Raw genomic sequence first — 16603 nt, 5'->3', positions numbered from 1 at the left:
TCATCAAGGAGGCATCATGCTGCAACGTACTGCAACGCAACCCCGTCCGTCCACGCTCGTCTACGCGCCGCAAACGCCGATCCTGTCCGGCTCGGCCGATCTCGACGTGCCGGCGCGCGACGCGTGGCGCGTGGTCGGCGATTTCGCCGGCTTCTCGCGCTTCATCACGGGGCTCGACCATACCGACATGATCGGCGAAGGCGTGCGCTCGCTGCGCATCAAGCATTTCGCGGACGGCAACGTCGTCGTGGAACAGCTCAACAGCCACGACGACGAAGCGATGGTGATGACGTGGAGCCTGATCCATACGTCGTTCGACATCGGCAATCTGTGGGCGCTGATGCGCGTCGAACCGCGCGGCGACCACGCCTGCACGGTGACGTGGGACATCGCCGGCGAACCGTCGCACGGCGGCGCTGCGCGCCAGCCGGAATTCGATGCGTTCGTCACCGGCTTCCTCGACATGGCGATGACGAACCTGCGCGCGCTGTTCAAGCCGCAGTAACCGTATATCGCCCGCCGGCGCCGTGCCGCTATGCGGCGGCGCCGGCCCACACGCCGGCCTTGCCTGGCGCGTGGCTTTTCTTCCCGGCCGGTGGTGCGCATGCGTCGTCGTGCATCTGCGCGAACGCATCGCGCAGCGCGGCCTTCATGAAGTCGACCCAGGCGCGCGTCTTCGCATCGAGATGCTGGCGCGACGCGTACACCAGGAACACGCCGATTTCTTCCGCCTGGTAGTCGGGCAGCACGCGCACCAGCGCGCCCGAGCGCAGGTCCGCCGCGGCGACGAAGTCCGGCAGCAGCCCGATCCCCGCGCCTTCGCGCACCGCGATCGCGAGCGACGCGGCGACGTCGGCCGTCATCGACGGATCGACGTCCACCGTTTGCGCTTCCGCACCGTTCCAGAGCGTCCAGATGCGCTCGTGATAGGCGGGCGCGACCAGTTGCACGCAGCGATGGTGAACCAGCGCGCCCGGCGAATCGGGCATGCCGTGCGCATCGAGATACGCGGGCGACGCGCACAGCACGCTGCGGATCCGGCCGACGTCGATCGCGACCTGCTCGGAACTCGGCAGGCTCGGCATCGCGATCACCGCGACGTCGTAGCTGTCGCGCACCAGTTTCGGCAGGTGCGGCGCGAGCGTCAGGTCGACGCTGACGTCCGGGTAGCGCGCCTGGAATTGCCCGATCAGCGGAATCACGAAATGGTTCGCGATGCTGGCGCTGCAATGCGCGCGCAGCCGGCCGTGCGGATGCACGCGCGCGTCGCGCGCCTCGCGCTCGCTCGCATCGACGGCCAGCGTGATGTCGCGGGCGCGCGCCAGATAGCGTTCGCCCGCTTCGGTCAGGCACATCGAACGCGTCGTGCGGTTCAGCAACCGGATGCCGAGACGATGCTCGAGCGACGCGACGAGCCGGCTGACGTGCGCGGTCGTGATGCCGAGCCGTTTGCCGGTCTCGGTGAAGGTGCCCGCGTCCGCGAGCGTGACGAACGCCTGCATGCTTTGAATCAGATCCATCGGGATAACGAAACCTCCGGCTGGCCGTATGGCAATGCCGCTACTGTAGCGACGGCCACGGCACGCCGCGCGCGCGCATCAGCGATCGATCGTCGCAAAACGGACAATCGACGCCCGGGTCAGCGCCGCCGGAAGTATTCGCTCGGCGCGACGCCGAGCGCCTTGCGGAACATCGCAGCGAATGCGCTGGGGCTGTCGTAGCCGTGTTCGAGCGCGAGTTCGAGGATCGGCGTGCCGGCGGCGAGGCGCGGCAGGCTCAGCAGCAGCCGCGCGTGGCGGCACCATGCGCCGTGCGTCATGCCCGTCTCGCGCTTGAACGCGCGGGCGAGCGTGCGCTCGTTCATGTGCGCGTCGCGCGCCCACGCCTGCAGCGTGACGGCCGACGACGGGTCGTTGATGAGCCGCGTGCACAGCGCGACGAGCGCGGGATGGCGCGGCATCGGCACGTGCAGCGACAGCGACGGCGCGATCTCGATCTCGTCGAGGATCAGTGCGAGCACGCGGCCCGCGCGGTGCGACAGGTCGTAGTCGGCGGGCAGGTCGCAGGCCGTCACGATCAGTTCGCGCAGCAGCGTGCCGACCTCGATCACCCGGCATTCGGTCGGCAGGCTCGGCCGCACTTCCGGGCCGACGAACACGGTGCGCATCTGCACGTCGCCGGCCGAGCGGATCTCGTGCTGCGTGCCGCCCGGCACCCACACCGCGCGGCCCGTCGGCACGACCCAGCTGCCCGCGTCCGCGTGCACGATCATCACGCCGGAAATCGCGTGGATCAGCTGGCCCTGGCGGTGCGAATGCGGCGGGTACGCCATGCCCGCCGGCGAGTCGGAGGCGACGACGGCGATCTGCTTGTCGCGCGCCTGACGCTCGAGTGCGATGAAGAAATTTTCCAATTGATCGGGATTGTCCTTTTCTCGACGACGAATGCGCTTTACGCGCGAGATCGACCGCATAGGTCGAAATTACCATAAGCCCATCGTTTGTTCGACCTCCTTGCCACTGCCACCCGATGCGCGTTCCGTCCATTCCGTCCGCTTCGCTCGTTTCTCCCGCCGTCGAGACACGCTTGCCGCGCGTGCGGCGCGCCACCTGTGCGGCCGTGCTGCTGGCGTCGGCTGCGCTGGCCGCGTGTTCGGTCGGCGAGCCGTATCGGCCGCCGGTGTCCGACGCAACGCGCACCGGGCCGTTCGACGCGGTGGCCGACGTGCCGGCCGTGGCCGCCGGCGAACCGCCGCAACGCTGGTGGCGCCTGTACGACGATCCCGTACTCGACGGTCTGGTGCGCGATGCGCTCGCGCAGAACCGCGATCTCGCGGCGGCCGTCGCACGGGTCGAGCGCGCGCGTGCCGTGTTCGACGAGGCCGGCGCCGCGCGGCTGCCCGACACGACGGCCGGCTTCGGCGTCGACTACGGCAAGCACGCGCCCGACCAGATCGTCGCGGCGGCCAAGGACACCGATGCGCGCACGCGCTGGGGTTTCGCGCCGTCGTTCTCGTTGTCGTGGGAAGTCGATCTGTGGGGCCGCGTGCGTCATCTGGTCGACGCTGCGCGGGCCGACGCCGACGCGGTGCAGGCCGCGTCCGATGCGATGCGTGTCGTGGTGGCCGCCGAGACGACGGCCGCCTATGCGCAGGTGTGCGCGTACGGCGAGCGGATCGACGTGGCGCAGCAGTCGGTCGGCATCGCCGACCGGCTGGCCGCGCTGACGGCGAAGCAGCGCGCGCACGGGCTCGTGTCCGACCTCGAAGTGGCACGCTCGCGCGCGTTCGCCGACGACACGCGCGCCGATCTGCCCGCGCTCGTCGGCTCGCGGCGCGCGGCGCTGTACGAACTGGCCGTGCTGACCGGGCGCGCGCCCGGCGCGCTGCCCGACGCCGTCGCGCATTGCCGCACCGCGCCCGTGCTCGCGCGGCCGTTCCCGGTCGGCGACGGCGCGTCGCTGCTGCGCCGCCGCCCCGACCTGCGCGAGAGCGAGCGCCAGCTGGCCGCCGCGAATGCGCGGATCGGCGTGGCGACGGCCGAACTGTATCCGTCGATTTCGCTCGGCGGCTCGGTGAACTGGCTGTCGACCGGCGGCGATCCGTCGACGCTCGGCGACAAGTACGCGATCGCGTGGGGCGTCGGCCCGCTGATCACGTGGCGCTTTCCGAACATGGCGGCGAGCCGCGCGCGGCTCGCGCAGGCCCGCGCCGACGACACGCTCGCCCGTGCGCAATTCGATGCGCAGGTGCTGCGTGCGCTGAAGGAAACCGAGCAGGCGCTGGCCCGGTACGGCGCCGCGTGGCGCCGCCGCGCCGCGCTCGAAACCGCGCGCGCCGAGCATGCGCGCGCCTATCGCCTCGCCGAGCTGAACTACGAAGCCGGAGCCCTCGATTTCCTCGGCGTGCTCGACGCGCAGCGCAGCCTCGTCGCGGTCGATTCGGCGCTGGCCGAGTCGACGCAGCAGGTCTCGCTCGACCAGGTCGCCGTGTTCAAGGCGCTCGGAGGCGGCTGGCAACCGTAGCCGGCCGCGTTCGCCGCGTCCCTGTCCGTTCTCTTGCACGCCTACACATCATTCCGATCATGAGCACGACTGCCGTACCCGAAAAAGCCAAAACCGCCCGGTTCTCCCGGCGCCAACTGATCGCCGCGGGCGTCGTGCTCGCCGTCATCGCGCTCGCCGTGTTCGGCTGGCACTGGTGGACCGTCGGCCGTTTCATCGAAAGCACCGACGACGCGTATGTCCGCGCCGACGTCGTGACCGTCAGCTCCCGCGTGTCGGGTTACGTCACGCAGGTCGCCGTCGACGACAACCAGCCGGTGAAGCGCGGCGACGTGCTCGTGCGGCTCGACGACCGCGACTATCGCGCGAAGGTCGACGATGCGCAGGCCGCCGTCGCGGCGGCCGACGCGACGCTGCAAGCCGAGCAGGCGGCGGCTTCGACGCTCGACGCCCAGATCGGCCAGCAGCGCAGCCAGATCGCGCAGGCCGATGCCGACGCGGCCGCCGCGGGCGCCGAAGCCGCGCGGCGCGACGCCGATGCGACGCGCTACAAGCAACTGCTGGCCGAATCCGCCGCGAGCGGACAGCGCTGGGAGCAGGCCCACGCGGACGCGTTGAAGGCACGCGCCGAACTGGCCCGCGCCGGGGCGGCCGTGCGCGTGCAGACCGACCAGCAGACCGTGCTGCAGCGCCGCCGCGAACAGAGCGCGGCCGCGATCGCGCAGGCGCGTGCGCGGCTTGCGGCGGCCCAGGCGAAGCTGGCGCTCGCGCAGCTCGATCTCGACCACACGGTGATCCGCGCGACGCGCGACGGCAGCGTCGGCCAGCGCGCGGTACGGGCCGGCCAGTACGTCGAAGTCGGGATGCCGCTGCTCGCGGTGGTGCCGCTGAGCGACGTGTATGTCGTCGCGAACTTCAAGGAAACGCAGTTGGGCGCGATGCACGACGGCCAGCCCGTCCAGATCGACGTCGACACCTATTCGGGCCATACGCTGCATGGCCGCGTGATCGGCCTCGCGCCGGGCTCGGGCGCGCAGTTCGCGCTGCTGCCGCCGGACAACGCGACCGGCAACTTCACGAAGATCGTGCAGCGCATCCCGGTGAAGATCCGCGTCGATGCGCCGCCGGCCGGCGTCGTGCTGCGGCCCGGGATGTCGGTGATCGCGCGCGTCGACACGCGCGGCACGCAGGGGGCCGGCACGTGAGCACGACGACCGCGCAGGCTGCGCACGAAGACACCGTTTCGCTGCGCGCGTGGGTCGCGGTGCTCGGCGGCGTGTTCGGCTGCTTCATGGCCGGCATGAACGTGCACGTGACCAATGCGTCGCTGCCCGACATCCGCGGCTCGCTCGGCGCGAGCTTCGAGGAAGGCTCGTGGATCACCACTGCGTACCTCGTCGCCGAGATCGTCGTGATTCCGCTCACCGGCTGGCTCGTGCAGGTGTTTTCCGCGCGACGCGTGCTGCTGGTCGGCGCGACCGGCTTTCTCGCGTTTTCGCTCGCGTGCTCGGTCGCGCCGAGCATCTCGACGATGATCATCGCGCGGGCGCTGCAGGGCGCGTTCGGCGGCGTGCTGATCCCGCTGTCGTTCCAGCTGATCGTCACCGAATTGCCGCCGTCGAAACATCCGCTCGGGATGGCGCTGTTCGCGATCGCGAACAACGTCGCGCAGGCGGCGGGGCCGTCGGTCGGCGGGTGGCTGACCGACATGTATTCGTGGCGCTGGATCTTCTATCTGCAGATTCCGCCGGCGATCGCGCTGGTCGTGGCGATCGGCTGGGCGATCCGGCCCGTGCCGGTGCAGCTCGGGATGCTCAGGCGGGCCGACTGGTTCGGCATCGCGACGATGGCGGTCGGCCTGAGCGCGCTGCAGATCGTGCTGGAGGAGGGCGGGCGCAAGGACTGGTTCGCGTCGGACCTGATCGTCGAGCTGTCGATCGTCGCGGCGCTCGGGCTGGCGGCGTTCGTCGCGATCGAGCTGCGGCGCAAGGAGCCGTTCATCAACCTGCGGCTGCTCGGCCAGTACAACTTCGGGATCGCGAGCCTGATGCAGTTCCTGTTCGGCGCGGTGGTGTTCGGCGTGGTGTTCCTCGTGCCGAACTACTTCGCCGAGCTGCACGGCTACAGCGCGCGCGACATCGGCCTCGCGATGATTCCGTACGGGCTCGTGCAGTTCGCGATGTCGTTCCTGACGCCGCCGCTGATGCGCCGCACCAGCCCGCGCACGACGATCGTGCTCGGCTTCGTGCTGGTCGCGGCCGGCTGCCTGATGAACATCCACCTCGACGCCGATGCGGCATCGAACGTGATCGTCCCGTCGCTGATCGTGCGCGGGATCGGGCAGTCGTTCGTCGTGATCGCGCTGGCCGTGATGGCCGTCGACGGGATCGAGAAGGCGCAGCTCGGCTCCGCGTCGGGCGTGTTCAACATGGTCCGCAACGTCGGCGGCGCGATCGGCATCGCGGTGATGAGCCAGATCGTCGTCGAGCGGCAGAAGCTGCACGCGATGCGCATCGGCGAGACGGTCACGCCGTTCTCCGAGGCGTTCCAGGAGCGCATGGCGATGCTTGCGCGGCTGCTTTCCCGCGTGCATGCGCCGCGCGCGGACGTGCTGCCCGGCGGGTCGATCTCCGGCGTGCAGGAGATGGCGCTCGGGCTCGTGAACCAGCGCGTGATGCGCGAGGCGCTGCTGATGGCGTACAGCGATACGTTCCTGATCGCGGGAATCGCGATGATCGGGTGTACGGCGGCGGCGTTCGTGTTGAGGGGGAGGAAGAAGGCGTAGCGGCGGGGGCGCAACTGGCCGGGCAGGCGTGCCCGCGGGCGGTGCGCCGGCACGGAGCCGAACCCGCTCGGACCGGTCCGATGGTGGCGAGCGCGCGGCTCTGCAACAATGCACGATCGGCCACGATGCCCTGTTTTCCGCCGGCCGTGCGCGTGCAGGTTCGTTGCGCAACGCGTCACATGCTGCCGGCATGCCCGATCGTTCTCCTGCCCATGCTCCGGATTTCCACGCTGTTCGTTGCCGTCGCACTGTGTTTCGTGGCACTTCCGCCCGCCCATGCCGACGACCGCGCGCGCTGGCCGGCCGCCTCCGACGGCCGGCCGCTTGTCGGCGTCCAGACGAAGATCCAGTCGTTGACGCCCGCCGATGCGCGGCAGATTCGACAGACCGGCTTCGACTTCGTCCGCTTCGGCGTATGGACCGATCGTCTCGATCGTGCGGACTACCGTCGCCAGGTCGACGAGGCATTCGCGGCGGCGCGCGCGGCTCGGCTGCCGGTGTTGCTGACCGTGCGTATGCTCGCGCCGCTGGGACAAGACGATGGAGCGCGCGAAGCGAACACGGACCGCCCGTCGCTCGTGACGGCCGGCGCCCGTTTGGCCGGCGCGGTGACGCAGCTCGCCGCGCGATACGACCGCGCGCTGGTGGCGATCGAGCTGTGGAACGAACCGGATCTGGGCCGTTATTGGCCGACCGGCGACGTTGCGCACACGTTCCCGCCGTTTGCCGAAGGCGTGTGCCGCGGCCTGGCCGCGCGCCGGCCGTCCGCTCCGGTCGTCGGCTTCGGCTTCGCACGGCCGCCGCTGCCCGGCAGCGTGCCCGACCGCCTGCTGGCCGGCATGGTTGCCGCGTCACCCGCGTGTCTCGACGCCGTGTCGTACCACGCGTACGGGATGACGCCGCCGCAGATCCGCGATGCCGCGCGCGACATTCGCGCGCGCTACGGCCTGCCGGCGCTCGTGACCGAAGACGGCGCGGCGTCGGCGGGCGTCGACGGCAACGCGCGGCAGGCGCGACGTGTGCGCATGCTGCTCGATGCGCGCGCGACGCTCGGCACGCCGCTGCTGTCGGTTTACGAATGGGCCGATACGGCGAATGCGAGCGATGCGGCGCAGCGCAGCTACGGGCTCGTGCGCGCGGACCGGTCGCCGAAGCCCGCGCTCGATGCGGCCCGCGCGTCGCTGCGCGCGACGACGTCGAAGCCGTAGCCGGCCGTCAAGCCGGCTCGCGCGTGCGGATCGACCACAGCGCGACGGCGAACAAGGCGACGCTGGACAGGTGCCGCAGGTAGCTGCCGAGATCCGGCTCGAACAGCATCGAGACCGCGACATGGCCGAGCAGCAGGCACGCGAGCAGTTCGCCGTTGCGGGGCAGCGCGTTTCCGCCTTCACCGGCACGCCGCACGGGAACGCGTCGCCATGCGGCGCAGAGAAACAGCGCGACCAGCGCCTGCATCGCGAATCCCTTCGGATCGAACGAGAACAGCACCGGCAGGTTGAGCCGCACGAGCGAATACGCATAGTTGCCCGCGAAATGGACGAACGAATCGGGCGGAAACGGATTGTAGAAACTCGTGCGCGCGCCGAACGGCGACGCATACACGAGATAGTCGACCGCGAGGTCGCGCGGCTGCTGAAGCAGCGTATAGGCGGCATTCGGCAGCGCGACGAGCACGGCGACGACCAGCAATGCGCCGGCCAGCCTCGGCAGCGTCGATACCCGGCGCCACACCCATGCCGCGAGCGCGATCGCGACGATCAACGCGAAGTAACCGCGGATCGTGGCCGCGTAGCCGAGGTACAGCAGCACGGCGATCAGCATCGTACCCGTCGTGCCGCGTACGCGCGCAACGGCGAGCACCGCGATCGACATCGCGACGACGAGCGTGTCCTTGCTCGCGACGAACAGGTTGAAGAACAGGCACGGCGCAATCAACGCGAGATGGGCGACCAGCGCGCCGAGCCGCCGTGTCGCGCGTAGCGCGATCCAGATCGTGGCGACGCCCAGCGCGACGACGAACACGGCCGTGCCGGCGCCGCCGAGCGCCTGGTACAGCTTGCCGACCGCGTCGAACGACGAGCCGTCGTAGGTCGAGCCGCCGCCGATCTGCGTCTGGATCTTGTCTGCGTCGCGGAAGATGAATTCCGGCAGCAGCGCGCGCGCATTCGCATAGACGCCGACGTACAGCAGCGCGAGGCACGCGGCGATGGCATCCCGCAAGCCGCGGCTCAGCAGCGGACCGCTCGCGATCAGCTTACGCAGCATCGGCCGCTCCCGGCCGGATGGCGCGGCGCGCCGTCGGGGTGCGCGCCGACACGATCCATGCGAGCCACGCGAACACCGCGATGCTCGCGACGAGATGCGCGACGGCTGCGCCGATCGCGTGCCCGTCATGCACGAGCGCGATCGTCATCGGTACGCACGCGAGCGTCAGCACGGCCATCACGCACGCGACCACGCGGCCTGCCCGCAACGCGACGGCGGCGGCCCACAGCACGTCGCACGCGGCGCGCAGCACGAACGACAGCAGCAGGATCGCGAGGATGACGGTCGACGGCAGGTCGTTGCCTTCATGCGCGAGCCGGAACAGCCACGGATGCACGGTGACGATCGCGAGCGCGGCGGCGCCGGTCAGGATCACCGACCCGCGCAGCGCCTGCGCGAGTTCGCCGCGAAATGCCTTCGGCGCGTTTCGCGGACAGTCGAGCGCACGCACGAGGCGCGGCGCGGCGACCGCCGCGACGGTGGCCGACGCGATCGTCTGGATCGCGTTCGCGATCGACCACACGAACACGTAGCGGCCGAGCTCGCCCGCATCGAGCATCGCGGATGCGACGAAGCGTTCGAGATACTGCAGTACCGACAGCAGCAGCAACGCGACGAAGAACGGCGCGCCGCTGCGCCAAACCGTCGCGAGCGGCAAGCGCGTGGCCGATAGCGCGGGCATCGCCGGCAGCCGGCGCGCGGTGCGCGAAATCAGCAGCCAGCCGAGCGCGACGACGATCACGTCGCCGGCGAGCCAGATCGCGAACACGCCGTCGATCGACCCGACCACGCGCGCCGCGAGCGCGGCGACCGCGACGCCGGCCCACGCGCCGGTCCGCACGAACAGCAGCCATGACGCCGCGCGGGCGCGATGTAGCGAGAACAGCCACGTGTTGACTTCGAGCGCCGCATGTTCGGCGCATGCGACGAGCGTCACCAGGACGAGCGGCACGTCGGCCAGCGCGCCCGCCCGCGGCCGCCCGAAGAACGCGCCGACCGGCAGCGCGGCCGCGCCGCACAGCACGACATGGACGCCCGCATACAGCACGGAGAGCCGCATGCAGGTCCGGATCGCATCGCGCGGATCGGGGCCGGCGAGCCGCCGGTTGATTTCGGTGCTGAAGCCGAGGCCGAGTACCTTCGACGCGACGACCGACACCGCGAGCGCGACACCATAGACGGCTACCGCTTCGAAGCCGAGCGTGCGCGCGACGACGATCGTCAGCACGAATTTGAGGCCGAGCGCACCGACCCGCAGCGCGAGGCGCGACGATGCGGCCTTCATCGCGCCGCTCCGTCGTGGAGCGCAGCCCGCAGCGCGGCGACGATTCGCTCGCGTTCGCGGGCGAGCCGCGCGATGCCGGTGTCGGTCTGCGTCCAGAAGCGGCGCAGCGCGTCGGGGGCGAACAGCGTGTCGCATACCGCATTCGCATCGAAATCGGCTGCGTTCGCGACCCAGTGGCCGACGCCGAGATCGGCATACGCGCCGAACCCCTTGCGCTCGTAGCTCAGGTGATAGGCCGGCACGCCATGCAGGATCGACTCGAGCGCGCCGTGCAGGCGCACGGAGACGACCGCATCGGGCGTGTCGCCGGCGAGCACGTCCTTCAGCGTGCGCGTATCGTCGAAGCCGCGTTCCCGGTAGTACGCGGCGTCGTCGTTGCCGCGCCCCGTGCTTTGCACGGCGAACGTGATGCGGCAGAACGCGCCGAGCCGTTCGATCAACGCTTCCGTCTGCGCGTGGTAACGCGCGCATTGCGCGGCGTTCCACGCGGGCGGACGGCGCAGCACCAGCGCGATGTGGCCGGGGCGGGCCGGCGGCACATGCGCGTGCTCGCGCAGGCCGGCCGCCCGACGGCCGAATTCGAGCACCGCGAGATCGGGCGCCCGCCGGGTGTTCGGGTTGGCGGCGAGCAGCGCCATCGAACGATCGTCGCGCACGAACACGGTGTGGAAGCCCGCGAGCAGCGACGTCAGGTGGCCGGCGAGCATCGCATTGCCGGCAGCCGGGCCGATGCTCTGCGGCAGATAGACGGCCGGCTTGCGCGCCGCGCGTGCCGCACGCATCTGCACGAGGTGCCCGGCTTCGAGCTTGAGCGCCTCGACGCTGTTGCGCGCGCGCAGGTAGCCGCCGCCGACGCCGACGATCAGGTCGACCTGTTTCAGCAGGCCGCGCAGGTCGGCCAGCGCCGGATTGGCGACGACGGGCAGCGCCGCCATCGCCGCGCCGATCAGCCGCCCGGCGGCGCCGGCGGCGAGCACGGGCGCGGGCCGCACGTCCGGATGAGCGGGGAACGACGCGGGATCGGCCGCGACGACGGACACGCGCGTGTCGGCGCCGAACGCGCCGCGCAGCAGCCCGACCGACAGCTCGACGAGCAGCCCGTCGCCGGAGTTGCGTGCGCTGTACGCGTGCAGCAGCGCCACGTGAACGGGGCGGCTCATCATGCGCTCTCCCGCAGCAGGTCGCGATAGACGGCGAGCGTGCGATCGACCATCGCGTCCGCCGAGAAATGGGGGTAGGCGCGTGCGCATTGTTCGCGCATCAGCCGGTGCGCGGCCGGATGCTCGACGAGCCGGCCGACCATCGACGCGAACGCGGCCGGATCGTCGCTGTTCGATACCGTCAGCCCGACGCGGTGGTCGGCGATCAGCTCGGTCGCACCCGACACCTGCGTCGCCACGATCGGCACCCGTGCGGCGACGGCTTCGAGGCACACGTACGGAAACCCTTCGTAGCGGCTCGGCAGCGCGAGCAGGTCGAACGCGGAGAAGTAGCGGCGCGCGGCGTCGACGCGGCCCGCGATGCGCAGGTTCGCCGGCAGGTCGTGCGCCTCGTCGCCCGCTGCCCGGTCGAAGTCGCCCGAGCCGACCGCGACGACCTGCACGCGATTGCCGAAGCGTTCGTCGAGTACGCGCGCGATCCGCACGAGGCGGTCGATCCCCTTCTGGTGATCGAACCGCCCGACGAACCCGACGACGAACGGGTGATCGGCCAATCCGAGCGCGATGCGTGCCGCCTGGCGCGCGAGCAGCATCGGCGGCGTGACGCCGTTCTCGACGAGCCGGATGCGCTCGCGCGCGATGCCGAGCGCATGCAGGTGATCGGCTTCGTCCTGCGACACGGCGATCACCGCGTCCGAGCACGCATTGCCGAGCACGCGCTCGACGCTGCCGTAGAACGCGCGCTTCGCAGGCGACAGCGTCGGGTTCAGCGTATAGACCGCATGCGGCGTGTAGACCTGCTTCCAGGGCCCGCGGCACAGGCGCGCGAGCGCGCCGGCCTTCGAGCTGTGGCTGTGCACGATGTCGGGCCGGATCCGGCGCAACAGCCGGCGCAGCGCGAGCATGCCGCGCAGGTCGTGTGCGCCGACCGCGCGCCGCAGCGGCAGCCGGTGCACGGTCTTGCACCGCGCGGCCGCGTCGGCCAGCATCGCGTCGTCGAAGCGCTCGCCGAGCGGCGCGATCAGGTGGATGTCCGCGTAGCCGCGTGCGTGCAGACCGGCGATCAGGTCGGTCAGGTGCACGGCGACGCCGCCGCCGGCCGCTTCGACGACGAGCGCGATGCGCAGCGGCGGCGCGGCGGGGGGCGAAGCCGCTGGGCGCGTGTCGGGTTGAAGGGGCGCGCGCTCGTCGAATGACGGCGCGAATGCGATGTCGCTCATGCGGACCTCCGCAGCAGACGTTGAAGTGCCGCGCGCAGGCGGGCGAGGTGCGTACAGCGCCGCGCGTCGCACGTGTAGCGGTACGCTTCGTAGCGGTAGCCGCCGTATTTCGAGCCGAAGGCCGATGCGCCCGTGCGCGGATCGAGGCCGTTCAGCACGACGCCGGGCTGGGCGTCGGGCCGCTGCGGCAGGCGCTTCGCGGCTTCGACGAGTTCGCCGGCCCGCGTCGAGCCCGCGCGTGCGACGAGGAGCGTCGCGTCGGCATGGGTGCCGAGCCAGGTCGAGTCGGTGGCGGCGAGCAGCGGGGCGGAATCGACGACGACGAGGTCGTAGCGCGCGCGCAGCGACGCGAGCAGCGCGCCGAGGCCGGCCTGCTGCAGCAGCGCGGTCGGCGCGCTCGGCAGTTCGCCGGTCGGCAGGAAGTCGAGATTCGGCGCGACGTCGCGCCGGATGGCGTCGTCGGCGTGCGCGCGGCCGGCGAGCAGCGCCGCGAAGCCCGCGCCGCGTTCGAGTCCGAAGTACTGGTGCAGATAGCCCTTGCGCAGATCGCCGTCGATCAGCAGCACGCGCCGGCCGCTCGCCGCATGCACCGCCGCGAGGTTGACCGATACGAACGACTTGCCGGTGCCGGGTGCGGGGCCCGTGACCAGCACCAGCGGATGCGCGCGATCGGCGAGCGCGAAGTGCAGTGCGGTCTGCAGGCTGCGCAGCCCTTCGATCGCCGGTTCGTACGGATCGTCGTACGCGAGCACGTGCAGGCCCGCGTCATGACGTTCGACCGCGCGCATCAGCTTGCGCTGGCGGGCGGCGGCAGGCAGCACCGCGCGCACCGGCAGCGACGTGTGGCGCTCGATCTCGTCGACGGCGGTCAGGCCGCCGTACAGGAATTCGCGCGCGAATGCGGCGATCAACCCGAGCGCGAGGCCGGCCAGCGCGGCGGCGGCGATCACGACCGGCCGGTTCGGCCGCACCGGATCGGCCGGCGCGACGGCCGCATCGACCACGCGCACGCTCGCCGTCCTGCCGGCCTGCACGAGTTCGAGTTGCTGGGTGTTGTTCAGCAGCGCGGTGTACAGGTCCGCGTTCACCTTCACGTCGAGCCGGGCGCGCACTTCCTCGCTTTGCTGGGCGGGCAGCCGGGCGATGCGCGCGTCGAGCGCGCCCTGCTGGCGCTTCAACGTCGCGAGCTGCGCGTCGAGCGCGGCCATGTCGGGGTGAGTCGGCAGGAAGCGGCGGGACAGTTCGTCGTGTTTCTGCTGCAGTTCGAGCAGGCGCGTCTGCAGGTCGGCGCCTTGTTGCAGGACGACCTTGCCTTCTTCCTCGAGATCGACCGAGCCGGTGCGGCTGCGCAGGGTCGCGTAACGTGTTTCCGCGCGCTCGAGCTGGCCTTTCACGATCGGCAGCTGCTCGTTCAGGAACGCGAGCGATTGCGCGGCCTCGGCCGTGCGGCGCGCGATGTTCTGTTCGACGTAACGGTTGGCGATCGCGTTGAGCGTCGCGCTGATGTCGACGGGATCGTGGCCACGTAGCGACGCGACGAGCACACCCGATTGCTTCACCTTCTCCTGGACGTCGAGCGCGGTGCGCAGCGTGTCGATCGTTTCCGCGCGCGATTGACGCACCAGCGTGAAGCGCGTGCCGGGCAGCGCGTCGAAGCCGGTGATGTCGAGGTGCAGCGGGCCGTAGCGCGTGTCGAAGGTTTCCGTGCGGCCGATCGTGCCGACCGCATCGGCCTTCAGGCTCGCGCCGGTGAGCCGGTAACGCGTTTCGTCGAGCCGCACGACCTGGAACGTGTCGCCTTCCGCGCGCGTCGGGACGTCGAAGCGCACGACGTCGATCCGCTCCTGCCCCCACGCATAGCCGCCGAAACCGAACAGGCCGGGCTTCACCGCGCCGTCGTTGAAGCGCGCGACGAACGCGCCGATCACCGGCACGCGGGCGGGGGCCGCGACGATATACGCGCGCAGGTCTTCCACCGCGCGCGTGACGACGAGCCGCGACGACAGGATCTGCGCCTCGGCCGACGCGGGCGACGCGACGTTGAAGAACGACGCGGCATCGCCGAGCAGGTTCTTCGACGCGGCGTCGGTCGCATCGTCGGTCTGGATCATCAGGTCGGCCTGGTAGATCGGCGGCGCGACGAACGCATACAGCGCGCCGGCGGCGACGCAGGCCGCCGTGATCGACGCGATCGTCCAGCGTGCCTGGCGCAGGACGTCGAGCACGCGGATCAGGTCGATCTCGCGTTCGGGGGAAGCGGTACTCGTCATGGCTGGGGTCCGGAGAAGGAGGCGGTGATGTGCGGCCAGCGCGCGGCGAGCCGCGGCAGCCAGCTGCCGACCGCGAGATCGATCAGCGCCGCGCAGCGCACGAAGTCGTCGCGCGTACCGCGGTAGGGGTCTGGGATGTCGAGGCCGAGCGGCGCGCCGTCGGCGATCCGCGCGTACTCGCCGAGACGGAACACGCGGCCGCGCAGGAACGGGTGACGCGCTTCGAGCACGCGGCGCTGCCCGCCGTCCATCACGAAGATCAGGTCGGCCTGCGCGCACAGCGCGGCCGTCACCGGCCGGGCCGCATGCGCGTCGAGGTTGAGCCCGCGCGCGGCGGCCATCTCGCGGGCCAGCGGGTCGGCCGGCCGGCCGTTCGGCGGCGCGAGGCCGGCCGAGCCGGTCCGCGCGTGCGGCAGCTTCGCCGCGAGCAGCGCGGCCGCGAGCGGGCTGCGGCACACGTTGCCTTCGCAGACGGCGAGCAGGAAGGGGGGCGGGGTCGGCCTCATTTCGTGGCGATCCCGGCGGCGACGCCCGTGTTCACGCTGGGCAGCAACAGGCTCAGCACGCGGCTGATGCGGACGAGCCCGTTGCCGTCGACGTAGACGATGTCCTTCGGCTCCAGCTCGAACTGGTTCGCGAGCACCATCGCGACTGGCGAGCGCGCGTCGAGATGGAATACCGTCGGCGTGCGGCCCTGCGCGCCGCGAATCACGAACATCTGCGCGGCGTCGGCGGTATTGGAATTGATGCTGCCGGCCTGCAGCAGTGCGTCGCTCAACGTCAGGCGGCCGTCGCGCTTCGGCAGCGCGAGCATCGGCCGGTTGACCTCGCCCATCACGTACACGCCGTTGCTGTCTCGCGCGCCGACGCGCAGCAGGTCGCCGCCGCGCAGCACGATGCGCGACGGGTCGCGGTGGCGCTCGATCAGGCGCGCCAGGTCGATGCGCACGGGCGTGCCGTCGCGCACGATCGTCACGTCGCTCTGGTCGGCGCCGGGCGTGAAGCCGCCGGCGCGCGCGATCGCATCGGCGAGCGTCATCGGCACGTCGTTGACGGGCAGCGCGCCCGGCGTGTGGACTTCGCCGTCGACGTACACCTGCTGCGAACGGAACGATGCCACGCGCAACGTGACCTGCGGGTCTCGGTAGATCTTGCCGAGCGCCTGCTTCACGCGGGCCTGCGCGTCGGCGGCGGTCAGGCCGGCGACCTTCAGCGCGCCGGCATACGGGAACGTCAGGTTGCCGCGGTCGTCGACGACGAAGCCGGCAACCGGGTCGGCCGCGCGCGGCGGCGTCTGCTGTGCGCCGCCTTGGGCCGCCGCGAGTTCCGGGTGATCCCACACGGTGATCTGCAGCACGTCGCCCGGGCCGATCCGGTAGGCCGACGACGCGCGCGATGCGGCCGGCGTGTCGAACGCCGCCGCGGCCGCATCCCGGGCCGCGCGTTGGCGCGCGATCAGCGACGGATCGATGTCGACGATCGGCGGCGTGGCGACGGCATCCCCGCCCGCGAGCGGCGCGCGAACCGGCGTGCCGGCCGTGGTCGACGCGGCCGCGGCGCGTGCTTCGGCCACGCGCGAGTCGGCCGCGGCCGGCGCGGGCGCGCCGTCATCCGGC

General features: G+C 71.3%; 14 protein-coding genes. 5 read left to right on the top strand and 9 right to left on the bottom strand.

What is annotated here, in order from left to right:
• Positions 1 to 16 precede the first annotated feature (16 nt).
• A complete protein-coding gene (locus tag MMB92_RS04340; protein ID WP_006491040.1) occupies positions 17 to 505 on the top strand; it encodes an SRPBCC family protein in 489 nt (162 codons plus the stop codon).
• A gap of 28 nt (positions 506 to 533) precedes the next feature.
• Here MMB92_RS04340 and MMB92_RS04335 read toward each other — a convergent pair whose 3' ends face one another.
• Both MMB92_RS04335 and MMB92_RS04330 read right to left on the bottom strand, forming a co-directional pair.
• Positions 534 to 1520 carry a LysR family transcriptional regulator gene (locus MMB92_RS04335; RefSeq protein WP_277562560.1) on the bottom strand — a complete coding sequence of 329 codons (987 nt, stop codon included), beginning with the start codon at positions 1518 to 1520 and terminating at the stop codon, positions 534 to 536.
• A gap of 119 nt (positions 1521 to 1639) precedes the next feature.
• On the bottom strand, positions 1640 to 2413 hold the full coding sequence (locus MMB92_RS04330) for a helix-turn-helix transcriptional regulator (RefSeq protein ID WP_006494477.1): 774 nt from the start codon (positions 2411 to 2413) through the stop codon (positions 1640 to 1642).
• A 116-nt stretch (positions 2414 to 2529) separates the two neighbouring features.
• Here MMB92_RS04330 and MMB92_RS04325 point away from each other — a divergent pair, with 116 nt between their 5' ends.
• From MMB92_RS04325 to MMB92_RS04310, 4 genes are all read left to right on the top strand, one after another.
• Entirely contained in the window at positions 2530 to 4023 is a 1494-nt protein-coding gene (locus MMB92_RS04325) for a TolC family protein (protein ID WP_277562559.1), read from the top strand.
• 59 nt (positions 4024 to 4082) lie between these two features.
• Positions 4083 to 5207 (top strand): HlyD family secretion protein, encoded by a 1125-nt coding sequence (locus tag MMB92_RS04320; RefSeq protein ID WP_277562558.1) that lies wholly within the window; start codon positions 4083 to 4085, stop codon positions 5205 to 5207.
• On the top strand, positions 5204 to 6787 hold the full coding sequence (locus tag MMB92_RS04315) for a DHA2 family efflux MFS transporter permease subunit (RefSeq protein ID WP_277562557.1): 1584 nt from the start codon (positions 5204 to 5206) through the stop codon (positions 6785 to 6787). Before MMB92_RS04320 ends, MMB92_RS04315 begins: the two co-directional genes overlap by 4 nt.
• A gap of 257 nt (positions 6788 to 7044) precedes the next feature.
• Positions 7045 to 7995, top strand: coding sequence for a cellulase family glycosylhydrolase (locus MMB92_RS04310; RefSeq protein WP_277562556.1), 951 nt, complete (start codon positions 7045 to 7047; stop codon positions 7993 to 7995).
• A 7-nt stretch (positions 7996 to 8002) separates the two neighbouring features.
• Here the strand turns inward: MMB92_RS04310 and MMB92_RS04305 are convergent, their stop codons facing one another.
• The 7 genes from MMB92_RS04305 to MMB92_RS04275 all read right to left on the bottom strand — a co-directional run.
• Positions 8003 to 9052 carry a hypothetical protein gene (locus tag MMB92_RS04305; RefSeq protein WP_277562555.1) on the bottom strand — a complete coding sequence of 350 codons (1050 nt, stop codon included), beginning with the start codon at positions 9050 to 9052 and terminating at the stop codon, positions 8003 to 8005.
• Positions 9042 to 10337: an oligosaccharide flippase family protein gene (locus tag MMB92_RS04300; RefSeq protein WP_277562554.1), complete on the bottom strand. Its 1296-nt coding sequence runs from the start codon at positions 10335 to 10337 to the stop codon at positions 9042 to 9044. The genes MMB92_RS04305 and MMB92_RS04300 overlap by 11 nt, the downstream gene beginning before the upstream one ends.
• Positions 10334 to 11497: a polysaccharide pyruvyl transferase family protein gene (locus MMB92_RS04295; RefSeq protein ID WP_277562553.1), complete on the bottom strand. Its 1164-nt coding sequence runs from the start codon at positions 11495 to 11497 to the stop codon at positions 10334 to 10336. The genes MMB92_RS04300 and MMB92_RS04295 overlap by 4 nt, the downstream gene beginning before the upstream one ends.
• Complete coding sequence (locus MMB92_RS04290; protein WP_277562552.1) at positions 11497 to 12717, bottom strand: glycosyltransferase family 4 protein; 1221 nt, start codon at positions 12715 to 12717, stop codon at positions 11497 to 11499. The genes MMB92_RS04295 and MMB92_RS04290 overlap by 1 nt, the downstream gene beginning before the upstream one ends.
• Positions 12714 to 14987, bottom strand: coding sequence for a polysaccharide biosynthesis tyrosine autokinase (locus MMB92_RS04285; RefSeq protein ID WP_277562551.1), 2274 nt, complete (start codon positions 14985 to 14987; stop codon positions 12714 to 12716). The genes MMB92_RS04290 and MMB92_RS04285 overlap by 4 nt, the downstream gene beginning before the upstream one ends.
• Positions 14984 to 15493 (bottom strand): protein tyrosine phosphatase, encoded by a 510-nt coding sequence (locus MMB92_RS04280; RefSeq protein ID WP_062885147.1) that lies wholly within the window; start codon positions 15491 to 15493, stop codon positions 14984 to 14986. The genes MMB92_RS04285 and MMB92_RS04280 overlap by 4 nt, the downstream gene beginning before the upstream one ends.
• Positions 15490 to 16603 (bottom strand): polysaccharide biosynthesis/export family protein (locus MMB92_RS04275; protein ID WP_277562550.1); only part of this gene is annotated, 1114 nt, incomplete at its 5' end. The genes MMB92_RS04275 and MMB92_RS04280, both read right to left, overlap by 4 nt.

It is taken from the genome of Burkholderia sp. IO2 (assembly GCF_029522185.1).
Lineage (GTDB): Bacteria > Pseudomonadota > Gammaproteobacteria > Burkholderiales > Burkholderiaceae > Burkholderia > Burkholderia cenocepacia.
The sequence above is the reverse complement of the archived record's forward strand: the minus strand, read 5'-3'. Positions and strand labels throughout refer to the sequence as shown.